This window comes from Streptomyces sp. NTD91, assembly GCF_059510455.1.
In genome coordinates, this window is the sequence record NZ_JCAJZW010000031.1 from 1 (window position 1) to 24859 (window position 24859).

Here is a 24859-nt window from a genome sequence, read left to right on the forward strand (position 1 = left end):
TGCTCGGCCTTGGCCGCGCCCTGCCCCACGAGCATCGCGACCTTGGAGCCCTCGTTGAGGACATCTGCGGCCTTCCGCAGCTCGTCGGGATCGGGGAGCACCCGGGGCCGGCTCCAGCCGACGCTGGAGAACACCGACCCGTGCATCTTCGGCGGCGACGGCTGGGCGTCCTCCTCCTGCACATCGCTCGGAATGATGATCGTCGCGACACCGCGCGTGGTCAGGGCGGTCTTGAAGGCCCGGTCGATGACGTGGCGTGCCTGCCCCGGGTGCACGACCATCTGGCAGAACTCGGAGACGTCCGCGAAGAGCCGCTCCAGTTCCACTTCTTGCTGGTAGTGGGTGCCGAGGGAGAGCCGCTTCTGCTGGCCGACGACGGCGACCACGGGCTGGTGGTCCAGCTTCGCGTCGTACAGCCCGTTGAGCAGGTGGATGGCGCCGGGCCCGGAGGTGGCCGTGCAGCAGCCCACCTCGCCGGTGAACTTCGCGTGCGCGCACGCCATGAACGCGGCCATCTCCTCGTGCCGCGTCTGGATGAATTCCGGACTGCCCTGGGCGCGGTCGAAGGCGCCGAGCAGCCCGTTGATGCCGTCTCCGGGGTAGCCGTACACCCGCTTCACGCCCCATTCGGTGAGGCGTTGCAGGACGTAGTCGGCGACTTGGGTCATGGAGGCTCCTGAGCCGGGGTTGCGGTAGGTCGGCCCCGGGAGTTGCCTCGGCGCCCCTGACATAAACCACTCGCGGGCGCCTTTCGCGCCCCGGGTCCCTCGGGCGAGTTCCTCACTCGAGGAGCCACCATCCTGGTCGAATCACCCCTAACCCCCCAACCCGTCGTCCCGGACGGCAGTCCTTTCGACCGCTTTCCCGCCCTGCACGCGCCGTGGGGCCAGTCGACATGGTGGCCACGCGCATAGCCAGCCCTTGAACTATGTAGTCCCATCACATGTGCCCCTCACCTGCTTCTTCCTACCGTGTGCCGACACGTACCCGTCCCCACCGCACACGAGGAAGTGGCGCACATGGCATCCGAAGCAGCAACCGCTCCCCCGCCCCCGGCCGGCCTCCACAGAATCGTCGCAGCCAGCCTCATCGGCACCACGATCGAGTGGTACGACTACTTCCTCTACGGATCCGCAGCCGCCCTGGTCTTCGGCCGTGTGTTCTTCCCCGAGTCGGATCCGCTGACCGGCACCCTGCTGTCCTTCCTCACCTATGCCATCGGCTTCGCCGCCCGCCCGATCGGTGCCGTGGTCTTCGGCCACTTCGGCGACCGCGTCGGCCGCAAGAAGCTCCTGGTGATCAGCCTGCTGATGATGGGCATCTCCACCGCCCTGATCGGCTGCGTCCCCGGCTACGACACGATCGGTGTCGCTGCTCCCCTGCTGCTGACCACCCTGCGCCTGGTCCAGGGCTTCGCCCTCGGCGGCGAGTGGGGCGGCGCCGTCCTGCTGGTCTCGGAGCACGGTGACGCGAACAGGCGCGGATTCTGGGCGTCCTGGCCGCAGGGCGGCGCACCGGCCGGCAACCTGGTCGCCGTCGGAGTGCTCTCCCTGATGACCACCATGCTCAGCGACGACGCGTTCAACTCCTGGGGCTGGCGGGTGCCGTTCCTGCTCTCGGCCGTGCTGGTCATGATCGGTCTGTGGATCCGGCTGTCCGTCGACGAGTCCCCGCTGTTCAAGGAGGCGCTCGCCAAGGCCGAGCGGCGCAAGGCGGAGCAGCGGGCCGAGCAACTGCCGTTCGTCGCGGTCCTGCGCCACCACTGGCGGGACATCCTGGTCGCGATGGGCGCGCGGATGGCCGAGAACATCTCGTACTACGTGATCACCGCCTTCGTCCTCACCTACTGCGTCGACCACCTCAAGATCGACAAGCAGACGTCGCTGAACGCGGTGCTCATCGGCTCGGCCGTGCAGTTCTGTCTGATCCCGCTGTTCGGCGCGCTCTCCGACCGAGTCGGCCGCAAGCCGGTCTACCTGGTGGGCGCGGTCGGTGTCGGCCTGTGGTCCTGGGCGTTCTTCGCACTGCTGGACACCAGGTCCTTCCCCGCCCTCGTGGTGGCCGTCACCGTCGGGCTGATCTTCCACAGCGCCATGTACGCACCGCAGGCGGCATTCTTCTCCGAGCTGTTCGCCACCCGGATGCGCTACACCGGCGCCTCCATCGGCGCCCAGCTGTCCTCGGTGGCGGCCGGTGCGCCGGCCCCGCTGATCGCCACGGCGCTGCTCGGCTCCTACGGCAACTCCACGCCCATCTCGGTGTACGTGGGCCTGGCCGCCGTGATCACCGTGATCGCCGTCGTCGCCGCCCGTGAAACGCGTGGCCGGGACCTGACCGCGATCGAGCCGGACGACTCCGCGGCACGGCCGGTCCCGGACCAGCAGCCGACCGCGTCCGCCTGACACCCGCACGGCCGGCGGGAGGGCCGGCGTCCCACCCCGCTCACCGTCGACGAGGGTCACGGACCTGCCCCGTCGGGGGGATGTCCCTGACCCTCATCGGCCGTGCACCGATTCCACCGCCCGCCGACTTCGCTACGGTTGCCCGCCCATGCCGCACAAGCCCACCTCCGTCACCCACCACTTGCGCCGGATGCTCGAACTCCTCGCCGGGGGCGCCCCCGCCGAGGACCTCGGCGCCGTCGCCGTCGACGCCCGCCGCAGCGGCGCCACCGCCCAGGACCTCACGGAGGTCGAGCGGGCCACCGAAGCGGCGCTGCGCGTACAAGGCGCGCTCAGACAGCACAGGCGCCGGGAGGCGGAGCTGACCGCGCTCTTCGACACCGCCGGCGACCTGGCGGCCCTGCGCGACCTCGACGCCGTGCTCCGCTCCATCGTCCGGCGGGCCAGAATGCTCCTGGGGACCGACACGGCCTACCTCACGCTGCCCGACGAGGAAGCCGGGGACACCTACATGCGGGTCACCGACGGCTCGGTGTCGGAGCTGTTCCAGAACCTGCGTCTGCAGCTGGGCGAGGGTCTGGGCGGTCTGGTCGCGCAGACCGCTCGCCCCTACGCCTCCCCGGACTACCGCACCGACGACCGCTTCCTGCACACCGGCAGCATCGATGCCGGAGTTCTCGACGAGGGCCTGGTCGCGATTCTCGGTGTGCCCCTGCTGCTGGGGTCGGGAAGCGGCGGACAGGTCATCGGGGCACTCTTCGCCGCGGACCGCGCACCCCGCGCCTTCGCCCCGGACGAGGTCGCCCTGCTGTGTTCGCTGGCCGACCACGCCGCCATCGCCATCGACACCGCCAAGGCCATGGCCGACGCACAGATCGCGCTGGCCGAGCTGGCCGAGGCCAACGCCGTCATCCGGGAGCACTCCGCCGCCATGCAGCGTGCCGAGGAGTCCCATGACCGGCTCACCGACCTGGTACTGCGCGGCGGTGACATCTCGGACGTGGCCACCGCCGTGGCCGGTCTGCTGAAGGGTGACGTCGCGGTCCATGACAGCTCAGGATGGCCGCTCACCGGGGTCGGCGAGCACGGCGACGCCTTCGCCAGGAGCGCGGCGGACACCGCCGGCGCCGAGGAGGCGGCGGCGCTGGTCGAGGCTGCGCACAGCTCACGTGCGGCCGCTCACGCGGTGTTCCGCGACGGCCGCTGGGTCTGCGCGGTGCTGGCCGGCCAGGAACTGCTGGGCTGTCTGGTCCTGTACGGGCGGCCCGATCTGGACGGCCCCGACCGACGCCTGTTCGAGCGGAGCAGCGTCGTCACCTCCCTGCTGCTCCTGCTGAGGCGTTCGGTCGCGGAGACCGAGAACCGGGTCCGCGGCGACCTGATCACCGACCTGCTCACCTCGCCCGGCCGCGACCCGGTCGGCCTGGTGGCTCGCGGCCGCCGCCTCGGCATCGACCTGGACCGGCCCCACATCCTGCTCCTCGCCCGGACCGGCGAGGCGGCCCGGCGGCGGCTCGCCGACGCCGCCGTGCAGTATCTGTTCGGATGCGGCGGCGTCAGCGCGGAACACGACAGCGCCGTCGTGCTGCTGGTGCCGTGCGACGGCACCGCGCCGGGCGAGGCGGCCGGCGTCGCCGCCGGGCAACTCGGCCAACTGGTCGGCGTGCCGGTCACGGTGGCCGGCGCCGGACCGGCCGCCGGACCGCAGTCCGTCGCCGAAGCGCACGCCGAGGCCCTGCGGTGTCTGCGCGCCCTGCGGGTGCTCGGCCGCGACGGGCACGGGGCGAGCGTCGCCGAACTCGGCTTCCTGGGCGTGCTGCTGGGCGACCACCACGACGTGGACGGCTTCGTCACCGCCGCTCTGGGGCCGCTGCTGGAGTACGACGCCCAGCGCGGCACCCAACTGGTCCGCACCCTGAGCGCCTACTTCGGCTGTGGCGGAAGCCTGACCCGGGCGAAGGAGGAGCTGCACGTCCATGTGAACACCGTGGTGCAGCGGCTGGACCGCATCCAGGCGCTGCTCGGCCCTGAATGGAACACCCCCGAACAGGCCCTGGAACTCCAGCTCGCCCTGCGTCTGCACCTGCTGTCGGGCGCGTGAGGGCCGGCCGGACATCCGCACGGTTGCCCCGGCACGTCCGGTGCGGAGCGGAAACCGGCGTGGTCACCGTGACCGCGTACCGCCCGGTCCTCCGGGGTCTGCCGCGCCGGCCGCCGCCAGCAGGTGCTGTGCCACGACCCGGGCCCCCTCGTCGCCGATGAGGATCGTGTAGTGGTTGGTGCCGGGTACGAGCCGGGTGCGCACCAGTTGGGGGTCGAGGCCGGCCGCCGCGAGTCGCTGCTCGTCGTACAGGCCCTGCGGCTCGTCCATCAGACCGCGTTCCGCCCACAGCAGTACGGCCGGACGGGGCAGCCGGTGCACCGCGCCCGACACCTCCGCACCGAGTTGGTCCACGCCGTCGGTGCGCACCGCCTCGAGACTGCAGGAGGAGCGCAGTTCGGGCTCCTCCCCCACCAGATCGCGCTGGATGTAGGCGTCCACCCACGCCGACCAGGAGTCCGCGAAGGCCGGATGCCGCTGCCAGAACGCCCGGTAGGCCGCCCGGTCCGGGAACGTCATCGACAGCCGCCGCATGGCCGGGCCGATCACCGAGGTGATCAGCTCGTCGGGGTCAAGGCCGGTTGGAACGGGGAAGCCCACACCGCCGTCCACCAGCACCAGGGCCGACGGCAGGTGCGGGTGGCGCACCGCGGTCAGGGCCGCGGTGAAGGCCCCCATCGAGTGACCGGTCAGCACCACCCGGTCCACCCCCAGGGTGTCCACCACGGCGGCCATGTCGTCGGCGTGGACGGCGATGCCGTAGGGGCCCGGCACGCACCCGCTGCGGCCCCGGCCCCGCAGGTCGGGGGCCACCAGGGTGACCCGGCCGGCCAGGTGGTGGGCGACACGCGCCCAGCTCAGGCCGTTGGCGGTGATGCCGTGCAGCGCCAGTACCACCGGCGCACCCGGGTCGTCGGCCGGCCAGCGCAGCACGGCCAACGTGCCGCCCGGGACCGGTACATGAAGCTCCTCGTACGGAGGGACACCCACGTCCTGACGGGCCGGTGTCGTATCGTTTCGCGGCGTGCGGCTCACGGCTGAATGACCTCCTCGCGGTCGCCTGCGGCGCGGGACGTACGGGCGGCACGCAGCCGGGCCGGCAGCCGCGCCACGCCGCCGGGCAGCAGGTATATCACTGCGACGAACAGGGCGCCGAGCAGGAACAGCGGCTGCGAGAGCGGCACACGCAGCAGGGAGGGCAGGCCGGCGACCGCGCCCGAGCCGGCCAGGTCGCCGAGCCGGTGGTCGGCCCAGGTGTAGACGACGCCGCCGACCAGGGGGCCCCACCGGGTGCCCGACCCGCCCAGCACCACCATCACCAGCAGGGAAAGGGTGAAGTCGGAGGTGGTCGTCTGCGGGGTGGCACCGCCGGTCAGCAGCAGGTACACGATGCCGCCCAGCGCGGCCAGGGTGCCGGCCAGGACGAAGGCGGCCAGTTTGAAGCCGTACGGGCGCAGCCCCAGCACTTCCACGCGGCGTTCGTTCTCCTTGATGCCCTCCCAGACCCGGCCGATGGGCGAGCGGACCGTCCACTGCACGACGACCAGGACCAGGACGAGATAGGCCAGGGCGATCCAGTACAGGTTGGCGGTGTGCTCGATGCCGACCAGAGAGGCGGGCAGCCGGTCCGCGGGCGCGGCTCTGCCCTCCTCACCGCCGGTGACGCCGCCGGGGTCGCGCTGCACGAGGATCGACCCGGCCTGTGCGAAGGCCAGGGTCACCATGGAGAACCCGATGCCGCTGACCCGCAGGCCGACCGCGCCCAGCAGGGCGGACAGCGCCACGCCCGCGAGCAGGCCGAGCAGTGCGGACACCGCGAGCGGCAGGCCGGTCTCCAGCATGACGGTGTTGGTGACGTACATGCCCGCGGCGAAGTAGAGAGCGTGCCCGAAGGACAGCAGTCCGGTGCGGCCGAGCAGCAGGTCGTAGCCGGTGGCAAGGGCACCGAACACCAGACACAGAGCCAGCAGTTGGAGGTTTCCGGGGCTGCCGATGGGGCCGTCCAGAAGACCCGGCAGCGGCAGCGCGCTGTAGGGCAGGGTGAAGAGCACGACGAGCAGCGGGGCGGGCCACCAGCGGGTGGCGCGCCGCAGCCGTTCGGAGCGGGTCGCGACGGGGTGGTCCGCCGTGCGGGCCCGGCCGCGCGGCTGGGTGGCGGTGGTCATGCGAGCCTCCCGGTGAGCCCCCGCGGCCGGACGAGCAGCAGGGCGGCGAGCAGGACGACGACGGCGAGGTCGCCGAGCCCGGCGGTGGTGTAGTAGTTGGCGAACTGCTGGACGAGGCCCACGGCGATCGAGGCAAGGGCGGCGCCGGTGAGCGAGCCCATGCCGCCCGTCACGACGACCACGAAGGCGAAGATGAGCAGCGAGGTGCCCTGTTCGGGGTCCACGGAGCCGAAGTAGAGACCACCGAGGGCGCCGCCGAGGGCCGCAGCCGCGCCCCCGATGGCGAAGACCAGGGTGAAGGCCTTGCGCACGTCGATGCCGAGCGCGGTGACCATCGCCCGGTCCTCCACCCCGGCGCGGACGACAAGTCCGTGCCGGGTGCGGCCGAGGAACAGCTTGAGCGCGGTCAGCACCACGAGCGCGGCGCCGATCAGCACCAGGCGGTTGAGCGGCACTTCGGCGCCCAGCAGGGCGAAGGTGCCGGACAGTGCCCTCGGCCCGGGGAAGGGCCGCGCGTCGGATCCCCAGATCGCGGACAGCAGGGCCGGGACGGCCAGGCCCACACCGACCGTGGCGAGGATCTGCTCACGGGGGCGGCTGTAGAGCGGGCGGATCACGGCGAGTTCGAGGAGTACGGCGGCGACGGTGCCCACCGCGGTGCCGAAGACGACGGCGAGGGCGAAGCCGGCGCCGCCGGAGCCGGCCCCGGGCAGATGGCCCGAGGCGGCCCACCAGGTGCCGTAGGCGCCGACGGAGAGCAGGGCTCCGTGGGCGAAGTTGAGCACGTCCATCAGGCCGAAGATCAGGGACAGGCCGGAGGCGATCAGGAAGTACAGGGCGCCCAGGCCGAGCCCGGTGCAGGTGAGCAGCACGACGGTGGACATCAGACGTCTGCCTCCGTGGTACGGGCGGCGGGGCGCGCCGCGGTGCGGATGGACGGGCCGGCCGGCCCCTTTGCGGTGCCGTGGGCGACGCCGCCGACCCCCAGCAGCCGACGGGCCGCCTCGGCGTTCGCGAGCAGGTCGGCGGCCGGGCCCCGGTGCGCGGTACGGCCGTCGGCGAGGACGACGCAGTGGCGGGCGAGACGGCGCACCACGGCGAGGTTCTGCTCCACGAGCAGCACCGGCACCGCCTCGGCGGCCCGCTCCAGCACCTGGGCGACCTCGCTGACCACCTTGGGCGCCAGGCCCTTGGTGGGCTCGTCGGCGATGATCAGCCGGTTGCCGTTGAGCAGGGTCCGGGCGACGGCGACCATCTGCTGCTGGCCACCGGACAGGGTGCCCGCGGCCTGCCGGGCGCGTCGCAGCAGTTCCGGGAACAGCTCGTACACCAGGTCGTAGGTCGGTTCACCGGCGCCGGGCCGCTCCGCGAGGCGGAGGTTCTCGGCCACGGAGAGGGCGGCGAACACGCCGCGGTCCTCGGGAGCGTAGCCGATGCCTCTGCGCACCAGGGCGTGGGTGGCCAGGCGGACCGTCTCCTCGCCCGCCAGCAGCACGCTGCCGGTGCGCGGGACCAGCCCGAGGATGCCGCGTACGGTGGTCGTCTTGCCGGCGCCGTTGCGGCCCAGCAGCGCGGTGGTGCCGGAGGCGGCCACCTCCAGGTCGACGCCGTGCAGAATGTGCTTGCCTGCGATCACGACACGCAGATCGCGCACGGTGAGCAGGGGCGCGGGCCCGGGGGTCACAGCTCCTCCCCCAGGTAGGCCTGTTGCACGGTGGCGTCGGCCATCACCGCTTCCGGAGTGTCCAGCGCCAGCAGCGTGCCGTGGTGCATCACGGCCAGCCGGTCGGCCAGGTCCAGCAGAACGTCCATGTGGTGCTCGACCATGAGCACGGTGCGCCCCTCCTCCTTGTGCAGCGACCGGATGAGCTCGGTCAGCGCGGGCACCTCCTCGGCGCTCACGCCTGCCATCGGCTCGTCCAGCAGCATCAGCCGCGGCTCGCCGACGAGCAGGACCGCGAGTTCGAGCTTGCGTTTCTCGCCGTGCGAGAGGGCATCGGCGCAAGTGTCGGCACGGTGCGCGAGCTGCGTGCGCGCCAGCACCCGGTCGACCTGCTCCGGGTAGGTGTCGGCGCGCCGCCAGACCCGGTAGGAACCTCCGCCGGCGGCCTGGGCCGCCAGTCCCACGTGGTCGGCGACCGTCATGCCCGGCCACAGGCTGGAGGTCTGGAAGGTACGCCCGAGGCCGCGCCGGGCCCGGGCGTAGGCGGCCTCCGCGGTGACGTCGCGGCCGTCCAGTTCGATGGTGCCCCGGGAGACCGGGCTGAGCCCGCTGACCAGATTGAACAGGGAGGTCTTTCCCGCGCCGTTGGGGCCGATGAAGGCCAGGAACTCGCCTTCGCGGACGTCGAAGGACACGGAGTCGACGATGGTCGCGCCGCCCACCGTCCAGCCGATGTCACGCAGCCTGAGCACCGGCGCCGGGGAGGTACGGGCCTCCCCGGCGCCCGGAGCCCCCGCGGCGCTCGGTGACGTCGTGTTCGAGGAGGACATCTGCTCAGCCCGTCGTCTTGGTGGCCGGTGGTGCGGCCTCTGCCATCGGGATGCTGTCGATCAGCTCCGGGCGGGCGGCCTTGCCGCTGCCCTTGAGCCGGGCCGTGAACATCGGCTGCAGCAGGGCGTGGTCCGTCGCGCGGATCTGCTCCTTGCCCTTCGGCCCGTCGAAGGTCCAGCCCTGAAGCGCCTTGACCATGGCGTCCGTGTCGGTCGCACTGCCGGACTCGATCGCGTGCACGATCATCTGGGCGGCGGTGAAGCCGTCGGGGCTGAACAGGTCGGGGGTGCCGCCGGCCTTGGTGATGCCGTCGAGCATGGCCTTCTCCACGGGGTTGCCGCCCCCGGCGCCCGGGAAGTAGTGGGCGAGGAAGGCGACCTTGGAGCCTGCCGTACCGAAGATCGGGTACGAGGCGGTGCCCGCGAGTCCGGTGACGACCTTGCTCGCGTCCAGTACGCCCTGCTGGTTCAGCGCGGTCCACAGGGCAGGGGCGGTGGTGCCCGCCCAGGCGACGAACACGAGGTCCGGCTTGCCGGCCCGGGTCTGGCGGGCGAACGGTGTGAGGTCGGTGGCGCTGGGCGGGGCGAGTACGGAGCCGACGTGCGCGCCCTTCTTGCCGAGGACGGCCTTCACCGCGGCCACGTTGGCCTGTCCGAACGCGGAGTTCTGGGCGAGCACGGTGACCTTCTTGCCCTTGGCGTCGCCGAGCAGGGTGCCGGCGGTGAGGATGTCCTGGTAGGACTGCCGGCCCGAGCGGAAGGTGTAGGCGTTCACGCCGGTGACCGCGTCGGTGGCGGCCGGACCGCTGACGTACAGCACCTTGTTCTGCGCGGCCAGCGGCGCCATCTGCAGGGCAACACCGGAGTCGGTGGTACCGGCGAGGATCTTGTAGCCCTTGCCCACAAGGGTCTTGGCCGCGGCGACAGCCTTCGCCGGGTCCCCCGCGTCGTCCTGTTCGGTCACCTGGATCGGGTGGCCGCCGGCCTTGTCCGTCCCGTGCGTCGCGTAGGCGAGGCCCGCCTTGAACCCTTCCTCGTACTGCTTGCCGTAGGCGGCGAGGAGCCCGCTGCGGGAGTAGACCAGCCCGACTTTCACCGGGGCGGCCTTGCCACCCGAGCCGGCGGAGGCGGTCCCGGCTGTGCCGGCCGAGGAGCAGCCCGCGACCAGGGCGCCGACCGCGATCAGGGTGAGTGCGCGTACGGATCTGCTTCTGAACGTGTCCGTGAGGCTGGGACGCATGACGATCGGCTCCTGACGGTGTGTCGTGCGCCCGCCGCCCGGTTCCACCGGCCTTGTCCGTGACGGTGACCGGGTACGCGACGACGGGAGCGCAGTGCGTGGTGGCCGGAACCCTAGGAGCGCCGTACGACGGACGGCATGTTGTCAATCACTGCTCTTTGAGCCCGAGTCATGGCATGAGCACACATGGTCTGCGATTGCCGGTACAGGCAAGGGTGAGAAAGAGCCGGCCTTGGTCGCGTTGTGGGCAGGCCGGACCGGCGCACGGACGGACCCCCTGGAGAAGGAAACGGCATGGACAAAGTGATGGCCGCGGCCGCGCAGGCAGTGGCGGACATCCCTGACGGTGCGACACTCGCGGTCGGCGGGTTCGGCCTGTGCGGCATCCCCTCGACGCTGATCGCCGCACTGGCCGGGACGAGCGCGTCCGGCCTGCGGGTCGTGTCCAACAACTGCGGTGTGGACGACTGGGGGCTCGGACTGCTGCTGCGGGCGGGCCGGATCACCCGGATGACCTCTTCCTACGTGGGCGAGAACAAGGAGTTCGCGCGCCAGTACCTGGCCGGCGAACTCGAGGTGGAACTGACACCGCAGGGCACGCTCGCCGAGCGGCTGCGGGCCGGCGGCACCGGCATTCCCGCGTTCTACACCCCGGCGGGAATGGGCACCCAGGTCGAGGAGGGCGGCCTGCCCTGGCGCCACACTGCCGACGGCGGTGTGGCGGTGGCCTCCCCGCCCAAGGAGACACGGGAGTTCGGAGGCCGTCGCTACCTGCTGGAGGAAGCCATCACGGCCGACTTCGCCCTGGTGCGGGCCGCGGTAGCCGACCGGCACGGCAACTGCCTCTTCCACGCGGCGGCGCGCAACTTCAACCCGCTGTGCGCGATGGCTGGGCGTGTGACCGTGGTGGAGGCCGAACAGATCGTCGAGGCCGGCGAACTGCCGCCTGACGCCGTCCATCTGCCGGGCGTGTACGTGGACCGGGTGGTCCCCGCCGACGGCTCGCTGACCAAGCGCATCGAGCGCCGCACCGTCCGCCCGGCGCCTGCCGGCGCCGAAGCGGCCGTCTCGCCGACCGACTCCGAGGAGAAGTGACCGTGCCGCTCGACCGCGACCAGCTCGCCGCCCGCGCCGCCAGGGAGTTGCGCGACGGCCAGTACGTCAACCTGGGCATCGGACTGCCGACCCTGATACCCAACCACCTGCCGGACGAAGTGCACGTGGTGCTGCACTCCGAGAACGGCATTCTGGGAGTCGGCCCCTATCCGTACGACGGTGACGAGCACCCCGACCTGATCAACGCGGGCAAGGAGACGGTGACCACCATCCCTGGGACGTCGTACTTCGACTCGGCCCTTTCCTTCGGCATGGTCCGGGCCGGCCGGATCGACGTCTCCGTACTCGGCGCCATGCAGGTGTCGGCCCACGGCGACCTGGCGAACTGGATGATTCCCGGCAAGGTGGTCAAGGGCATGGGCGGCGCGATGGACCTGGTCCACGGCGCCCGTCGGCTGGTGGTCGTGATGGAGCATGTCGCCAAGGACGGCAGCCCGAAGATCGTGGAGGAGCTGAGTCTTCCCGCCACGGGTCGCCGTGTCGTCGACCGGGTCATCACCGACCTGGCCGTCATCGACGTAGCCGCGGAGGGTCTGCGACTGGTGGAAACCGCTCCGGGCGTCACCGTGCAGGACGTCCTGGCCGCGACCGGCGCCGAACTCCTTGTCGACAAGGCCGTGGAGGTGCCCGTCCCCACGTCCTGACATGTCGCTCCCCGAGCGACGGTGCAGCCACCCGTCCGTGCCGGGCCCGGCGATCCGGCGAGCGCTTGTGACCGGGCACGACCACGGCCCATCGGCCGAGTCTCTGCCGGGTCTCCCCATGAGGGATCGTGGAGTGCCCGGCCCCAGCGACGCTGCGGAAGATGGTGACCCCGCCTGTTCGGCCCGGTCCCTCCCGGCGATGTGTCCCTCGACGTTCTTCCCCTCACACCCAGCATGCGCAGGCCGCACGCGTTCGCGTGATGCCGCGTGACGACCCGCTCGTGCGTGTCGTCCGATGCGGCCGGGACGACCGGGGCGTCCTCGGTTCGGCGCCGCATCAGGGCCGAACGGCCCTGGTGCGCCGACGGTCCCGGTGGTGTGCTGGTGGTGGCGGGAAGGACCCGTTGGAGACGCGGGGAAGCGGCCGGCAGCCGCGCACCGCGCAATCCGGATCCGCGAGAAGCGGGTGGTCCTTCCCGCCCAGTCGTGCCCTGGCCGCACCACCGGCCGCGTGTGCTGCTGAGGCCCTGCGCCAGACGTTCCCTGGTACGAGGACAGCCTGGTCGGACGCGTCACGAAGAGCCCCTGCCGGGGCCGGACGACCCGTGGCGCGGGAGCACGAAGGCGCGCACGCTGGGATCAGCAGCCCATGAAGGGAGCGGGTCGATGACCTCCGCCACCACCGTGACCACCGCTCTCGAGCCCGTGCACCGCGAACGGCTGATGCGCCTCGCCCGGGAGGTCTCCTTCGACGCCGGCAGCCGCCTGTTCGAGGAGGGGCGGCGCGCCGACCGTTTCTGGATCGTGCGCACCGGCACCGTCGCCCTCGACCTGCACGTGCCCGGCCGCCGTCCCGCCGTCATCGAGACCCTCGGCCACGGCGAACTGGTCGGCTGGTCCTGGCACTTCCCGCCCTGTGTCTGGCACCTCGGTGCCGAGGCGATGAGCCCGGTACGGGCCTGGGAGTTCGACGCGGAGGAGGTGCGGGCGATGTGCGCCAAGGATGCCGAGTTCGGCCGGGCCGTCGCGGTGTGGGTGGGACGAGTGGTCGCGCAGCGGCTGCACGCCTCGCGCATCCGGCTGCTCGACCTGTACGCCCCGTACGGCAGCGGGGGCCTGGAGTGACCGCGCGACACGGTGAGGGGCCGAGCAACGCAACACTGTCGAGCGGTGCAGCTCGGAGGTGGCGCTGCATCTCGGGCGCGGATCGAGCCGCCATATGTCCGAACCGGACGCCGCGACCGGGCCGGCGGCCCACGACGAGCGGCTGATCCAGCGGCTGATCCGGACGAAACCGCCTCAGACCCAGGAAGCCCCGACACCTGCGCACCCCCGGCGGCGCCCACGCCCGTCGACGTTGCCGCCGCTGCCGGGCGGAGGCTCGACCGCTTCGTGTGAGCACGGCGGACGCCGCCCGCGTCCGAGCGCACCGGGCGACGAAGACCGAGCCCGTCGCCCGTGTCACCACACCCGAGCCTGTGTCACCACACCCGAGCGGGACTTCGCCGAGGAGGGCAAGCACCTAGGGCGTGTTTCGAAAGTGGCGTCGTCCGCCCGGAGGGCGGGGTCCCGCGCGCGGCACCCGCTGTCGTCAGGCGGAGGCCGACCACCGCGGATCCGGCAGGTCCGGGTCGAGATCCGGGTGGCGGCGCGGGCCGGTCAGCGCGCAGTGCACGTCCACCACACCGGCCACGGTGCGCGTGAGATGGGTGGCGAGCGGAGTCAGAGCCGTTTCATGGATCCGGCCGGAGAGCGTGACCACTCCGTCGTGCACGTCGACCCGGACGCCCTCGGCGTACGCGCCGAAGAGCCGTACGACGACCTCGCGACGGACGTCCTCGGCGATGTCCGCGTCATCGCGCAGGAAGACCTTCAGCAGGTCGTACCGGCTGACGATGCCCTCCAGGGCCCCGTGGCGGTCGACGACCGGCAACCGCTTGACCCGGGTGCGAGCCATGACGCGCGCGGCGTGGGCGAGAGTCGCGCCGGGCGCCACGGTGACCGCGGGAGTGGTCATCAGCTCCCCGGCGGTCACCGCGTCCGCCTTGCAGACGTCGGCGAGCCGCCGACCCTGCCCGTGCCGGACCAGGTCGCCCTCGGCGTACTCCTCCTTCGACAGCAGGTCGGCCTCGGAGACCACGCCGACCACACGTCCACCGTCGTCCAGGACGGGGAGGGCGCTGACCCGCCACTCCTGCATAGTTCGCACGATGTCCTTGAACGCCGCCCCTGTGCGCAGGGCCACGACCTTGCGGGTCATCACGTCCTTCACGACGGTGGGAGTGCCGTTCATGGCGTCCTCCAGGTCTGGATGCCGTTCCACGACAAGTACAGGCTGCGCCGACGAGGCGTGCGGGGCATGGGCCGAACGGTCCGTCCCAAGGGCCCTTGGTCCGTCCGGCCCGTCGCGGCCCTGAACAGGGTCAGCCTCGACCTGGCACCGCCAGGGCCGTGTTCCACCGCCTATGCGACGACGAGGGCCTGTCCGACCCTTCGCGTCGTTGCCCGAAGGGCGGCCGCGCGGCGTCAGGTCCGTGCTCACGGCGTGCCGGCCCCCGGACCGGACGTACTCGGGTCCGGGGGCCGGTGCGGCGCGTGGGGGCACCTCCCACACCCTTGAGGCAGTGGGGGAGCGCGCACGGCGTCGTGCCGCAGACGGGAATGGTCAGACAGGCCCCAGGGGCACCCGCCAGCGCAGGGTGGTACCGCTCCCGTCGTGGCTGGACACGTCGAGACGCCCTCCCAGCTGCTCCGCCCGCTCGGCCATGTTGCGCAGCCCGCTGCGCCGACCGTCGGGTGGAATGCCCACGCCGTTGTCGGAGACGGTCAAGGAGACCTCGTGGCCGTCGGTCGTCAGGACGACCCGGGCCCGGTCGGCGCGGGCGTGCCGGGCGATGTTGGTGAGGGCCTCGGACAGAACGGCCACCACGTGGTCGGCGATCTCGCACGGCACGTCGGTGTCGACCAGGCCCTCCATGCGTACGCTGGGCGCGAAACCCAGCACCGGGGTCTCCTCGCCCACCATGCGTACCGTCCGGGCCCGCAGTCCGTCGTCGGCCCCGCCCGTGCGGACCCGCAGTCCGAAGATGGCCGACCTGATGATCTTGATGGTCTCGTCCAGGTCGTCCACGGCCCGCAAGACCCGCTCCGCGGCCTGCGGGTGCTCGATGAACCGGCCTGCGCTCTGCAGCGTCATGCCCGTGGCGAAGAGCCTCTGGATGGCCAGGTCGTGCAGGTCCCGGGCGATTCGCTCCCGGTCCCGGAGGACGGCGATCTGCTCGGCGTCCTTGCGGCGCTCGGCCAGTTCCATCGCGATCGCGGCCTGCGCGGCGAAGCCTCTCAGCGTCTCCGTCTCGGTGGCCGAGAACACCGGCCGACCGGTCTCGCGAGCCACCAGGACCACGCCCCGGACGCCGCCTGCGCCGGTGCCGATGGGGACGGCCACGGCAGGGCCCAGTCCCTGGAAGCGCGGCGGCTCGGGAGAGACCCGCTCGTCGTGGTCCACGTCCTCGCTGGCCACCGGGGCGGCACCCGAGAAGGCGCGGCCCATCAGCGTCCCGGACAGGGGCAGCACCAATCCGCGGTGCGCGTCCGCGTCCATGCCGACGGCGATCTCCACGCTGAGGGACCCGGTGCCCTCCATCGGCCTCGCCACCGCTGCCAGGGCGGACCCCGTGATCTCGCGGGCCCGTTCGGCGATCAGTCTGAGAGCCTCGGCCGGTGCGCTGGCGGACATCAGGCTGTGGCTGATCTCGGCGTTCGCCAGCAGCCAGCGCTCGCGCAGCCGGGACTCCTCGTAGAGTCGCGCGTTGTCGATGGCCACGCCGGCCGCCACGGCCAGCGTCGACAACACGGCCTCGTCCTCCTCGTCGAACTGCACCCCGCCCCGTTTCTCGGTCAGGTACAGGTTGCCGAAGACCTGGTCGCGGATCCGGATCGGCACGCCCAGGAAGCTGTTCATCGGCGGATGATGGGCCGGAAAACCGTACGAGGCCGGGTGCTGGGAGATCTTCTCCATCCGGAGCGGCTCCGGGTGCCGGATCACTTCGCCGAGGATGCCGTGGCCCTCCGGGTAATGGCCGATCTCGGCGATCTGCTCCTCGGTCACGCCGACGGTGTAGAAGGCCGACAGGGACCTGCCGTCGGGGCCGATGACACCGAGAGCGGCGTATTCGGCGTCGACCAGGGCGGCGGCCGCTTCCGCGATGGAATGCAGTGCTTGTTCGAGATCCAGTTCACGACCGACGGAGAGTACCGCCTCCAGCAGGCTGTGCACACGTTCCTGCGTGCCGCGGGCCGCGTTGATCCGGGCCTGCAGCTCGTCGAGCAGTTCGTCGAGCCTGAGCTGCGGCAGTCGTACACGGGGCTCTTCTGGGCTGTGTCCCACCATGTCCCCTCCAGCGCGTGCTGACCTTCGGGGTCACATGTCACGGTAGCCGTTCTCGGCCGGGAATGGCATCGCGACCGCCGTCACGGAGGCGAGCGGACCGATGGCCGGGCGAAGCGAACCCCTGCGCTCATGGGCCGCCCGTGACGTCCGCATCCACCGTCCACACCGCGCACGCCATCGGGGACCGTGCAGGGACTGGGCCGTCCGGCGTCCGTCAGGGCGACGATGCGCCCCGTACGACGACGGCGCAGGGCCCAGGCGGCCTGCCGGCGGGGCCCCTTGGCCCCTGTGGGCGGGGATCTGCCGGCGTCACCCTCGAAGGAGGCAGGACGAGGTGGAGGTGTCCGTCATGAGCAACACCGAGCGGTTGTGGCGGTGGCGGAGCAATCCGCTGCGCCGGCACGAGGACGTCGTCGAGGCCTGGATCGTCCTGGCCGTGTGGGTGCTCGTGGTGATCGGTGGTGCGACGGCCGGGCTGGTGACGGTTCGCAGCGCCGAGCACGCGTTCGCGGTACAGCGCGCCCACCGCCATCCCGTTCGAGCGGTCCTGATCGCGGACGCCCCGCACGACATCACTGGCGACTGGTCCACGAACGGCCGTGTTCAGGCGCCGGTGCGCTGGACGGCTCCGGACGGGACCTCCCGGAGCGCGCGCACACTCGTCGACGAGGGTATGAAGGCCGGAGCCGTGGTGACGGTCTGGCAGGACGACCGGGGCCGGCTCATGCTCTCGCCGCCGACGGGCCGCAACGAGGGCCATGTCGAGGCCGCCCTCTTCGGCGTCGCGGCCGCTCTCGCCGTGGCAGCCCCGGTCCTCGGTGCGGGCGCCGTGGCACGGGCGCGGCTCGACCGGCGCCGCATGGCGCACTGGGATCAGGAGTGGGATCTGGTCGGACGGCAGTGGGGCCCGAGGACGGGCTGACCGGCCCGTGGCACCGACACCACGCCCTCGTCCCCGGTGACCGGGCAGAACGACCCTCGGTGCGAGGTGCACCGACGAACCGCAGTTGCTCGGTCCGATCGTCGGCGTGCGGGTGCCCGCGCAGGTGCGTCCCCGCCGTCACCCCCGCCGTCACCGTCCTGAAGACAGCGCGCCCGCCCGCCGTGAACTCCCCGCCGCCCGCCCGGGGCACTCCCCGGGATCCGGCGGTGCCGTCCGCCCTGGCCTCCAGCCCCGCTCCGGCCGCGCACGGCCGCGCCGACCTGCTCCGCATCGACGAGCTCGGCTCCATGGAGCTCGGCCGTCGAGGCGCTGACCGTCAGGTCGGTGCGGGCTCGGGTACGACGGCCACGGGGCAGGCCGCGTGGTGGAGCACGCCGTGGGCGACGCGACCCAGCTGAAGTCCGAAGTGGCCCTGGCGGCGCCGGGCCCCGACCACGAGCAGGTCCGCCTCACGGGAGACGGCGAGCAGGGCGTCACGGGCGTAGGCCTCGACCGTACGCCGCTGCACCTGCAGGGCGTTCGGGACGTCCCGCAGCGCCTCCTCCACCAGTTCCGCGGCCTGCTGCTCCCGCAGGTGGGCGGGCTCACCGACGAGGAGGGGGTGCACACGAGGCTCGTGCAGGGGTCGGCGCCAGGCCCGGACGGCCTCCAACGGGACCCCGCGCAGCAGGGCCTCCCCGACCGCGAACCGTACGGAGGCGGAGTCCGCCGGCTCGTCACCCACCCCCAGGGCGATGCGGCCGCGTGCCCCGGGGCACACCTGGTTGTCGTGGCTTCCGCGCAGCACGATCACCGGGCAGTGCGCGTGCCCCGCCACGGCGACGCTGACCGAGCCGAGGAGTGCCTCGGTGACGCCGCTGCGGCCTCGGCAGCCCAGCACCATGGCGAGAGCGCTGCGGCTCTCCCGTATCAGGCCGTACTCCGGTTCCTCGGGCAGTATCTCGGTGGTGACCTTCACGCCCGGCTGCCGAAGGCGAGCGCGCCGCTCCGCGGCTCCGATGATGTCCTCGGCCAGCACTTCCTCGGACGGCTTGCCGAGGTCGGAGGCCACGGAAGTGCCCTCGTAACGCTCCCAGAGCGAGGCGTACACCAGCCGCAGCGACGCCTCGTGCAGGGCGGCCTCGTCGGCAGCCCAGTCGACGGCCCGCAAGCTCGGCTCGGAGCCGTCGACGCCGACGACCACCGGGTGGTCCAGGGGCTCGCCGAAGACATGTGCGTCCGATGCACTCATGGCTCTTCTCCTCGGATGTCCTGTCAGCTGTGCGCGACGACCGCGACGGGGACGGCGACGTGGTGCAGGGCGGAGTGCGTGACGTGGCCGATGTGGGCGCCGAAGGAGCCGGTGCGGATGCGTCGGCCGACGACCACCAGGGAGGCGTCACGGGAGGCGTCGAGGAGGATCTGTGGTGCGCTTCCGCACCGGCTCACCTCGAGGACCTCCACGTCCGGGAACTTGTGCCGCCAGGGACGCAGTACCTTGCCCAGGAGAACGGTCTGAGCGCGCTCGAGCGAGTCGTAGAGTTCGGCGTCGCCGGCGAATCGGTAGAAGGAGGTCGGCGGCTCCGGCCAGGCGTGGACCGCGCGCAGGGCGGCCTTACGACGTGCGGCGGCGTCGAACGCGAACTCCAGCAGCGTGTCGTCCGGGTGATCGAGGTCGAGGCCGAGCACGACCGGCCGGAAGGGTGCCGCGGCGGACGGTACCCCCGCCGGATCCATGCGGTGCTCGTCCGCGGCCTGCTCCCCCGGCCGCACCAGCACCACCGGACGCTCGGCTCGGGCAACGACGGCCAGGCTCACGGAGCCGACCATGAAGCCGCCGAGGCCGCCGAGGCCCCGCGAGCCCAGCACCAGCAGGTCGGCGAAACCCGCCGCCTCGCACAGGATGTCGGCCACCGTACCCGTGAGCTGCTCGGTGATCACCTCGATGCCCGGGTGGCGCAGCCGGATGCCGTCCGCGCACTCGTGGGTGAACTGCTCGGCCCAGCGCCGGTAGTCGTCGAGGTTCAGCAGCGGCGTCCGGGCCACGTACCTGGGCGTCGGCTCCTGCACGTGCATGATCTTCAGGGGGAGGCCACGCAGCAGCGCTTCCCGGGCCGCCCACTCGGCCGCGGCCCGGCTCTCGGGCGAGTCGTCGACACCTACCGTGATGGTTCGGAGCATGGTCTCCGCCTCCCGGGTCAGGGGTTCCGCCACCAGACTGGCGCCTGCGGGGCCTGCGCGCTCAGGGCCGGACGGCCCCATCCGGGACCGACCGACCCTTTGCCGTGCGGCACCTCCCCGGCCTGCCCCAGCCGGGCGACCTGGTCGAGGTCCTCTCGGCGACGAGAAGTGCACAGAATGCCGGAGCCGGCACGTCCGTACTTCTCAGGCGCCGGTGATCAGGTTCTTCACCGCGACCACATCGGGGATCTGCTCGACCTCCGCCACCAGCCGGGCCACCGTGGCCGACGGAATCTGTCCGCTCAGCTCCACGATGCCGTCGTGCACGGCGACCTCCACGGCGTCCCGGGCACCGGGCGGGCAACAAGCCCCGATCCGGGCCTCGACCTCCGTCCGGATGCCGGCGTCGTCCCTGATGAGCGCCTGAAGCAGCGCGTCACGCCGCACCACACCCACCAGACGGCCCTCACGATCGGTCACCGGCATCCGCTTCAGCCGGGACAGGGCAGCAAGCCAGCCGGCCTCGGCAACGGTCGCACCGGGCAGCACGGTGATCGCGGGGCTGGTCATCAGATCGGCGGCCGTCTCTCCCCGTGTCTTGCCGTACATGCGGCGATCGCGCAGCCGGCCGATCCGGCCGGGACGGTGACCGAATGCCTCGAAGGCGACTTTCGCCAGCAGATCCGACTCCGAGACGACGCCGACCACGTGGTCCTCGGCATCCACGACCGGGAGCGCCCCCACCCGCTCCCCCGTCAGCAGACGGGCGATGTCGCGATACGGAAGGTCGTCGCGCACCGAGGCAGCGGGCACGTCCATCACCTCCCGTACCACGGGCGGCGCCGTTTCGGGCCGGGCCGGCCACGGGGGGGCCGGTGGAGCAGTGGCTCTGCCCGCCGGGGCCGACGCGGTCCGCTGCTCGACACCGGCATGCTCGGCCGCGGCGGCGGCCACCGCGCCCAGATAGCGCAGCAGCATGTCCTGCCGCAACTCCTCGCCGGGGCTCCAGGGGCGGGACGGCGCATCCCGCCGGGCCTGTGCGTCCGCGGAGAAGTTCTCGTGCGTGTTCACGACGGCCTCCGGACTCCCTCGGGTTGCTGGTGTTTCAGTCTTTCGCTCCACCGGCCCGTGCCAAGAGCCGAACGGCCCTGTTCGAACGGCGTGACGGCCCTATCCCGTGCGAGGCCGGCCAAGAACGCTGAAACTGAAGAAGCAGCCGACCGGCAGGAGGCCGCCGATGAGCCTGCGGGACTTCCTGGAGCGGTTCCGTCCGGCCGGGACGCCGGGTGCGTCCGCGATCGGCGTGCCCGCAGATCGAGCGGCGGAGCGCGCGGCGGAACTGGCGCCCGCACTGGAGCTGGTGACGGACGTCCAGGAGCAGGCGGCGCGGATCCGGGCCGCCGCGGAGGAAGAGGCCGAAGCGATGCGGCAGGACGCCGCACGCGAAGCGCAACGTCTCCTGGCGGCCGCACGGGATGAGGCGCCGCAGGTGCGTCGGCGAACCGCGGAACCCCTCCTGCGAGGGGTCCGGCAGGAGGCGGACGCGATACGTGCCGCAGGAGACCGCACGGCCTCGGCGATCCGCGAGCGGGCCGCGGAGCGCATACCGCCTCTGGTGGATCTCGCGGTGGCAGACGCACTGCGACTGACGGGCAGGGTGCGGGAAGAGTCATGAGCGCCGGTTGGGTCGCCGCAGCGGTGCGGGCGCGCGCCCTCGTGAGTACGTGTCCGGGCGTCGAGGGGGCACGGGAGATCGCACGGGGCCCGACGCTCGACGACGCCCGGCAGCGCCTGGCCGCGACGCCGTACGCCCGCCGTGCGGGCGCGGCGGCGGGTCTGCCCGAAGCACAGCGGGCGGTGGCCGCGACCCTCCTGTGGCACGTGCGGGTGCTGGCCGGCTGGCTGCCGCCCGGTGGTGCCCGCCTGCTGGTTCCGCTCGCCGCCGGATTCGAGATCGCCAACGTCGTCGCCCTGCTGCGCCCCGCTCAGGCACCGGAGCCGTACCGGCTCGGGGCGCTGGAGACGGCCTGGCGGAGCCTGGCGCGTGCCGGGACGCTCGGCGAGTTGCGCGCTGCGCTCACCGCCTCGCCCTGGGGTGACCCGGGCGACGACACCCCGTGGGCCGTCGTCACGGGCATGCGGATGGCCGCCGCTCGGCGCACGGCCGTCGCCGTGCCGTCCGCGCGCCGCTGGGCCCAAGGACGCGCGGTCCTGCTGACAGCGCGTGAACGTTTCGTGCATCGACGCTCGCTGCCGGAGCCCGCGCGACGTGACGCGGCACGGCTGCTCGGGGCGCGGGCGCCGGCCGCCGCCTCGTACCAGGAGTTCGGGGAGTGCCTGCCCGCTGCGGCCCGTTGGGTCCTGGCGGGCGTCGAGGAGCCCGGGGAACTGTGGCGGGCCGAGTCCCGCTGGTGGCGGACGCTGCAGGCCGACGGCGTGGCGATGCTGCGCGAGGGCCGGTACGGGCCGGGGGCGGTCGTCGGTGCGGTCGCGCTGCTGTCGGTGGACGCCTGGCGGGTGCGGGCGGCGCTGGAGTCGGCGGCGCGCGGCGGACGGCCCGGGGAGGTGTTCGATGCCCTGGTCTGAGGCGATGACACCGGTCCGCATGCGGCGCGTGGCGGTGGTCGTACCGCAGGCGGGGCTGCGCGACGCGTTGGTGCGGATCGCCGAGCAGGGCTGCGTGGAGCTGGACCGGGTGGAGGAGGCCGCTCCCGGAGCGGCGGCGGTGCGGCTGCAGAGGGTGCGGGGACGTGGAACGGCGGCCGAGCCGGAAAACGCGGCCTGCGCCGTGCTGGCCGCCGCGGCACCCGATCTGGACCTGCTCGAACAGCGGGAGATGGTCGCCCTGTTGGCGGGCGAGGCCCAGTTGGAGGAGCGTGCGCAAGGCGCCGTACGGCGTGGGGAGGTGGCCGCGCTTGCCGGGTGGTGCCCGGCAGCCGAGGTACCCCATGTGGCGCGGCGACTGGCCGCGGCCGGCGGCGGGCTGCTGCCCCTGCCCTCCCCGCCCGGGTCCGATCCCCCGACACTGCTGCGGTCGGGCCGGACCGCCTCCTTCACCGCTCTCGTGACGACCTATGGCACACCGGCCTACGCGGACCTCGATCCCTCCTGGCCGGCGGGCCTCGCCTATGTGGCGATGTTCGGGATCATGTTCGGTGACGTGGGGCACGGAGCGCTGCTGGTGCTCGGCGCGCTCGCGCTGCGCCTCCGACGTCCCCGCTCTGTGGCGCGGTTCAGTCGGCTGTGGGCCTTCCTGGCGGGCGCGGGTGTCGCCGCCATGCTCGCGGGGGCCGCCTACGGTGAGTTCTTCGGACCGACCGGGCTGCTGCCGGTGCTGTGGCTGAACCCGCTTGACGATCCCGCCCGTCTGCTGGCCGCCGCGGTGGTCTTCGGTGCCTGTCTGCTGGCCGCTGCCCATGCCGCCGGAGCGGTGAACCGCGTGCGTGAGGGTGGCTGGGGCGCAGGGCTGTACTCGGCCTCCGGCTGTGCCGGGCTGCTGTTCTATCTGGGGCTTGCGCTGGCGGCCGCGGGCCTGCTCCTGCGCCTGCCGGCCGCGCCGGTCACCGGGGCCGCACTGGCCGTCGCGGGGCTGGCGCTGGTGGCGTTCGGCCTGTTCCGGGCCACGCCGGGCGGCGGTGCGGGACTCGCCGAGACGGCGGTGCGGATGTTCGACGTCGTCGTGCGAACCGGCACCAACACCCTTTCGTTCGCCCGGCTCGCGGCGTTCGGCCTCACCCACGCCGCACTCGCCGGCCTGGTGTGGCGCGGTACGGCGGCGCTGGCTGGGCGGGGTGCCGCCGGTGTCGCGGGCGCGGCCCTGCTGTTCGTCGTGGGCACGGCGCTCTCCTTCGGGCTGGAGGCCCTGGTGGCCGGTGTGCAGGCGTTGCGGCTCGAGTACTACGAGCTCTTCTCCCGCCTCTTCGGGGCCGAGGGCCGCCCGTTCCGTCCCTGGCACGTTCCCCCGCGGAACCTGCCGACCCCGCTGTGAAGGTGGTCCCATGCTCACCTGGCTGATCGTCCTGCCGGTTCTGGTCGCGGTGCTCGGCGCCGTCCGGCTGCTGCGAAGACGCCGGACCCGGCACGCCTTCCGCTGGCTCCTGGCCACGAACCTCGCTCTGCTGGGCGGCGCCCTGGTCGTCCTCGCCACGGCACTGGCGGACCCCGCACGGGCCTCGGCCCAGGCGACCACGTCCGGCGGAGTCAACGGGTCCGCTCTGATCGGCGCGGCCATCGCGGTGGCCGGCGCGTCGATCGGAGCCGCGATAGCCGTCGCCTACACGGGTGCCGCGGCGCTGGCCGCGCTGAGCGAACGTCCGGAGATGTTCGGCCGGGCGATGGTGATCGTCGGCCTGGCGGAGGGCATCGCCGTGTACGGGCTGGTGGTCGCGATCCTGCTGATCGGAAAGGCGTGACGATGGGTAGCGTGGCCGCCATCGGCGCCCGCGTCGACGTGTGCGGGCTGGCCCTGGCCGGGGTCGACGTCCTCGTCGCCGAGGATCCGGACACCATCCGCCGGGTCTGGCTGGGTCTGCCGGACACGGTCGGCCTGGTCATTCTCACGGCCGATGCCGCCGAGGTGCTGGGCAGCGCGGCGACGGCGCCGAGCCCGGCCCGGCCGCTGACGGTGGTGATGCCTTCATGACCGCGCCCGTGGACGCGTTGGCCCCCGTCCGCGCGGAGTTGCTGCGCACGGCCCGGGCCTGGGCCGACGCCACGCGGGATCGTGCGCGAGCCGACGCGGCCGAGACCCTGTGCGCGGCTCGCGCCGAGGCCGGGGCGGTGCTCGCGCGAGCCCGGGAACTCGGCGAGGCCGATGGTGCCGCCGCTGCGGACCGGGAACGGGTGCGGGCGGCGCAGGACGCCTGGGCCGTGGAACTGACGGCCCGCGCCGAAGCCTACGAAGCGCTCAGGGCGGAGGTCCGCGCAGGCGTGCGGCGGGCGCTGACGGACGCCACGGCTCCACCCTCGCGCCTGGTGGAGGGGGCGCGCGTGGCGCTGGGGCCGAAGGCGCGGGTCACGGCCGCCGCGGGGGGCGGGGTGACGGCCGAGCTGCCTGGGCGCCGGCTGGACTGGTCGGCGGACACCCTCGCGGACCGCGCCCTGGACCGGTTGGGGGTCCAGGCGGAAACGCTGTGGGGGCCGGTGTGACCGCTCCCGACGGCTCGTCTCCGGACCCCACTGGCACGGGCCCGGGGCCACAGGCGG

24 protein-coding genes are annotated in these 24859 nt (G+C 72.8%); 12 read left to right on the plus strand and 12 right to left on the minus strand.

All coding sequences use genetic code 11. The annotated features are described in order from the left end of the window. The coding region (locus AC5WRT_RS26930) for a thiamine pyrophosphate-binding protein (RefSeq protein ID WP_496100671.1) at window positions 1–668 on the minus strand (668 nt) is incomplete at its 3' end. A 351-nt stretch (window positions 669–1019) separates the two neighbouring features. Here AC5WRT_RS26930 and AC5WRT_RS26935 point away from each other — a divergent pair. Together AC5WRT_RS26935 and AC5WRT_RS26940 are read left to right on the plus strand one after the other, a co-directional pair. Then, a complete protein-coding gene (locus AC5WRT_RS26935; RefSeq protein ID WP_496100672.1) occupies window positions 1020–2402 on the plus strand; it encodes an MFS transporter in 1383 nt (460 codons plus the stop codon). Window positions 2403–2550: 148 nt separating this feature from the next. Further along, window positions 2551–4503: a helix-turn-helix domain-containing protein gene (locus AC5WRT_RS26940; protein ID WP_496093705.1), complete on the plus strand. Its 1953-nt coding sequence runs from the start codon at window positions 2551–2553 to the stop codon at window positions 4501–4503. Window positions 4504–4566: 63 nt separating this feature from the next. Here the strand turns inward: AC5WRT_RS26940 and AC5WRT_RS26945 are convergent, their stop codons facing one another. From AC5WRT_RS26945 to AC5WRT_RS26970, 6 genes are read right to left on the minus strand one after another with little or no spacing between them, the layout of a single operon-like run. Continuing rightward, entirely contained in the window at window positions 4567–5493 is a 927-nt protein-coding gene (locus AC5WRT_RS26945) for an alpha/beta hydrolase (protein ID WP_496093704.1), read from the minus strand. Window positions 5494–5534: 41 nt separating this feature from the next. Beyond that, on the minus strand, window positions 5535–6668 hold the full coding sequence (locus AC5WRT_RS26950; RefSeq protein ID WP_496093703.1) for a branched-chain amino acid ABC transporter permease: 1134 nt from the start codon (window positions 6666–6668) through the stop codon (window positions 5535–5537). Next, a complete protein-coding gene (locus AC5WRT_RS26955; RefSeq protein WP_496100673.1) occupies window positions 6665–7552 on the minus strand; it encodes a branched-chain amino acid ABC transporter permease in 888 nt (295 codons plus the stop codon). The genes AC5WRT_RS26950 and AC5WRT_RS26955 overlap by 4 nt, the downstream gene beginning before the upstream one ends. After that, window positions 7552–8352, minus strand: a complete 801-nt coding sequence (locus AC5WRT_RS26960; RefSeq protein ID WP_496093701.1) for an ABC transporter ATP-binding protein — start codon at window positions 8350–8352, stop codon at window positions 7552–7554. The genes AC5WRT_RS26955 and AC5WRT_RS26960 overlap by 1 nt, the downstream gene beginning before the upstream one ends. Further along, complete coding sequence (locus tag AC5WRT_RS26965) at window positions 8349–9161, minus strand: ABC transporter ATP-binding protein (RefSeq protein WP_496093700.1); 813 nt, start codon at window positions 9159–9161, stop codon at window positions 8349–8351. Before AC5WRT_RS26965 ends, AC5WRT_RS26960 begins: the two co-directional genes overlap by 4 nt. Before the next feature lie 4 nt (window positions 9162–9165). Beyond that, window positions 9166–10401, minus strand: coding sequence for a substrate-binding domain-containing protein (locus AC5WRT_RS26970; protein ID WP_496093699.1), 1236 nt, complete (start codon window positions 10399–10401; stop codon window positions 9166–9168). A 294-nt stretch (window positions 10402–10695) separates the two neighbouring features. Between AC5WRT_RS26970 and AC5WRT_RS26975 the strand changes: the two genes are divergently transcribed. The 3 genes from AC5WRT_RS26975 to AC5WRT_RS26985 all read left to right on the plus strand — a co-directional run bounded on the left by AC5WRT_RS26975 (window position 10696) and on the right by AC5WRT_RS26985 (window position 13286). Then, entirely contained in the window at window positions 10696–11496 is an 801-nt protein-coding gene (locus AC5WRT_RS26975; protein WP_496100674.1) for a CoA transferase subunit A, read from the plus strand. A 2-nt stretch (window positions 11497–11498) separates the two neighbouring features. Continuing rightward, entirely contained in the window at window positions 11499–12161 is a 663-nt protein-coding gene (locus AC5WRT_RS26980; protein WP_496093697.1) for a CoA transferase subunit B, read from the plus strand. Between the two features lie 666 nt (window positions 12162–12827). Continuing rightward, complete coding sequence (locus AC5WRT_RS26985; protein ID WP_496093696.1) at window positions 12828–13286, plus strand: cyclic nucleotide-binding domain-containing protein; 459 nt, start codon at window positions 12828–12830, stop codon at window positions 13284–13286. A gap of 466 nt (window positions 13287–13752) precedes the next feature. Here the strand turns inward: AC5WRT_RS26985 and AC5WRT_RS26990 are convergent, their stop codons facing one another. Both AC5WRT_RS26990 and AC5WRT_RS26995 read right to left on the minus strand, forming a co-directional pair. After that, a complete protein-coding gene (locus AC5WRT_RS26990) occupies window positions 13753–14454 on the minus strand; it encodes a CBS domain-containing protein (RefSeq protein ID WP_496093695.1) in 702 nt (233 codons plus the stop codon). A gap of 372 nt (window positions 14455–14826) precedes the next feature. Further along, entirely contained in the window at window positions 14827–16551 is a 1725-nt protein-coding gene (locus AC5WRT_RS26995) for a sensor histidine kinase (protein ID WP_496100675.1), read from the minus strand. Window positions 16552–16900: 349 nt separating this feature from the next. Between AC5WRT_RS26995 and AC5WRT_RS27000 the strand changes: the two genes are divergently transcribed. Further along, window positions 16901–17473, plus strand: a complete 573-nt coding sequence (locus AC5WRT_RS27000; RefSeq protein ID WP_496093693.1) for an Rv1733c family protein — start codon at window positions 16901–16903, stop codon at window positions 17471–17473. A 337-nt stretch (window positions 17474–17810) separates the two neighbouring features. On the opposite strand, the gene AC5WRT_RS27005 is transcribed toward AC5WRT_RS27000, so the two are convergent. From AC5WRT_RS27005 to AC5WRT_RS27015, 3 genes are all read right to left on the minus strand, one after another. Then, entirely contained in the window at window positions 17811–18725 is a 915-nt protein-coding gene (locus tag AC5WRT_RS27005) for a universal stress protein (protein ID WP_496100676.1), read from the minus strand. A gap of 23 nt (window positions 18726–18748) precedes the next feature. After that, window positions 18749–19654, minus strand: a complete 906-nt coding sequence (locus AC5WRT_RS27010; protein WP_496093691.1) for a universal stress protein — start codon at window positions 19652–19654, stop codon at window positions 18749–18751. 204 nt (window positions 19655–19858) lie between these two features. Continuing rightward, window positions 19859–20725 carry a CBS domain-containing protein gene (locus AC5WRT_RS27015; RefSeq protein WP_496093690.1) on the minus strand — a complete coding sequence of 289 codons (867 nt, stop codon included), beginning with the start codon at window positions 20723–20725 and terminating at the stop codon, window positions 19859–19861. Window positions 20726–20891: 166 nt separating this feature from the next. Here AC5WRT_RS27015 and AC5WRT_RS27020 point away from each other — a divergent pair, with 166 nt between their 5' ends. The 6 genes from AC5WRT_RS27020 to AC5WRT_RS27045 are packed head-to-tail and all read left to right on the plus strand — an operon-like array spanning window position 20892 to window position 24802. After that, window positions 20892–21329, plus strand: a complete 438-nt coding sequence (locus tag AC5WRT_RS27020; RefSeq protein WP_496093689.1) for a hypothetical protein — start codon at window positions 20892–20894, stop codon at window positions 21327–21329. Then, a complete protein-coding gene (locus AC5WRT_RS27025) occupies window positions 21326–22240 on the plus strand; it encodes a hypothetical protein (RefSeq protein WP_496093688.1) in 915 nt (304 codons plus the stop codon). The genes AC5WRT_RS27020 and AC5WRT_RS27025 overlap by 4 nt, the downstream gene beginning before the upstream one ends. Next, window positions 22227–23642 carry a V-type ATPase 116kDa subunit family protein gene (locus tag AC5WRT_RS27030; RefSeq protein ID WP_496100677.1) on the plus strand — a complete coding sequence of 472 codons (1416 nt, stop codon included), beginning with the start codon at window positions 22227–22229 and terminating at the stop codon, window positions 23640–23642. The genes AC5WRT_RS27025 and AC5WRT_RS27030 overlap by 14 nt, the downstream gene beginning before the upstream one ends. 10 nt (window positions 23643–23652) lie before the next feature. Then, entirely contained in the window at window positions 23653–24066 is a 414-nt protein-coding gene (locus AC5WRT_RS27035; RefSeq protein WP_496093686.1) for an ATP synthase subunit C, read from the plus strand. 2 nt (window positions 24067–24068) lie between these two features. Beyond that, the gene (locus tag AC5WRT_RS27040) at window positions 24069–24296 is read left to right on the plus strand and encodes a hypothetical protein (RefSeq protein ID WP_496100678.1); all 228 of its coding nucleotides are present in this window, start codon (window positions 24069–24071) and stop codon (window positions 24294–24296) included. Continuing rightward, window positions 24293–24802 (plus strand): hypothetical protein, encoded by a 510-nt coding sequence (locus tag AC5WRT_RS27045; protein WP_496100679.1) that lies wholly within the window; start codon window positions 24293–24295, stop codon window positions 24800–24802. The genes AC5WRT_RS27040 and AC5WRT_RS27045 overlap by 4 nt, the downstream gene beginning before the upstream one ends. Window positions 24803–24859 lie beyond the last annotated feature (57 nt).

Bases quoted from the DNA above. Each gene is read 5' to 3' on its own strand.
- AC5WRT_RS26985 (WP_496093696.1), top strand. From the start codon at position 12,828: ATGACCTCCGCCACCACCGTGACCACCGCTCTCGAGCCCGTGCACCGC.
- AC5WRT_RS27025 (WP_496093688.1), top strand. From the start codon at position 21,326: ATGAGCGCCGGTTGGGTCGCCGCAGCGGTGCGGGCGCGCGCCCTCGTG.
- AC5WRT_RS26955 (WP_496100673.1), bottom strand. From the start codon at position 7,552: ATGTCCACCGTCGTGCTGCTCACCTGCACCGGGCTCGGCCTGGGCGCC.
- AC5WRT_RS26940 (WP_496093705.1), top strand. From the start codon at position 2,551: ATGCCGCACAAGCCCACCTCCGTCACCCACCACTTGCGCCGGATGCTC.
- AC5WRT_RS26970 (WP_496093699.1), bottom strand. From the start codon at position 10,401: ATGCGTCCCAGCCTCACGGACACGTTCAGAAGCAGATCCGTACGCGCA.
- AC5WRT_RS26965 (WP_496093700.1), bottom strand. From the start codon at position 9,161: ATGTCCTCCTCGAACACGACGTCACCGAGCGCCGCGGGGGCTCCGGGC.
- AC5WRT_RS26975 (WP_496100674.1), top strand. From the start codon at position 10,696: ATGGACAAAGTGATGGCCGCGGCCGCGCAGGCAGTGGCGGACATCCCT.
- AC5WRT_RS26995 (WP_496100675.1), bottom strand. From the start codon at position 16,551: ATGGTGGGACACAGCCCAGAAGAGCCCCGTGTACGACTGCCGCAGCTC.
- AC5WRT_RS27005 (WP_496100676.1), bottom strand. From the start codon at position 18,725: ATGAGTGCATCGGACGCACATGTCTTCGGCGAGCCCCTGGACCACCCG.
- AC5WRT_RS27010 (WP_496093691.1), bottom strand. From the start codon at position 19,654: ATGCTCCGAACCATCACGGTAGGTGTCGACGACTCGCCCGAGAGCCGG.
- AC5WRT_RS27040 (WP_496100678.1), top strand. From the start codon at position 24,069: ATGGGTAGCGTGGCCGCCATCGGCGCCCGCGTCGACGTGTGCGGGCTG.
- AC5WRT_RS26950 (WP_496093703.1), bottom strand. From the start codon at position 6,668: ATGACCACCGCCACCCAGCCGCGCGGCCGGGCCCGCACGGCGGACCAC.
- AC5WRT_RS26935 (WP_496100672.1), top strand. From the start codon at position 1,020: ATGGCATCCGAAGCAGCAACCGCTCCCCCGCCCCCGGCCGGCCTCCAC.
- AC5WRT_RS26990 (WP_496093695.1), bottom strand. From the start codon at position 14,454: ATGAACGGCACTCCCACCGTCGTGAAGGACGTGATGACCCGCAAGGTC.
- AC5WRT_RS27030 (WP_496100677.1), top strand. From the start codon at position 22,227: ATGCCCTGGTCTGAGGCGATGACACCGGTCCGCATGCGGCGCGTGGCG.
- AC5WRT_RS27000 (WP_496093693.1), top strand. From the start codon at position 16,901: ATGAGCAACACCGAGCGGTTGTGGCGGTGGCGGAGCAATCCGCTGCGC.
- AC5WRT_RS27020 (WP_496093689.1), top strand. From the start codon at position 20,892: ATGAGCCTGCGGGACTTCCTGGAGCGGTTCCGTCCGGCCGGGACGCCG.
- AC5WRT_RS27035 (WP_496093686.1), top strand. From the start codon at position 23,653: ATGCTCACCTGGCTGATCGTCCTGCCGGTTCTGGTCGCGGTGCTCGGC.
- AC5WRT_RS27045 (WP_496100679.1), top strand. From the start codon at position 24,293: ATGACCGCGCCCGTGGACGCGTTGGCCCCCGTCCGCGCGGAGTTGCTG.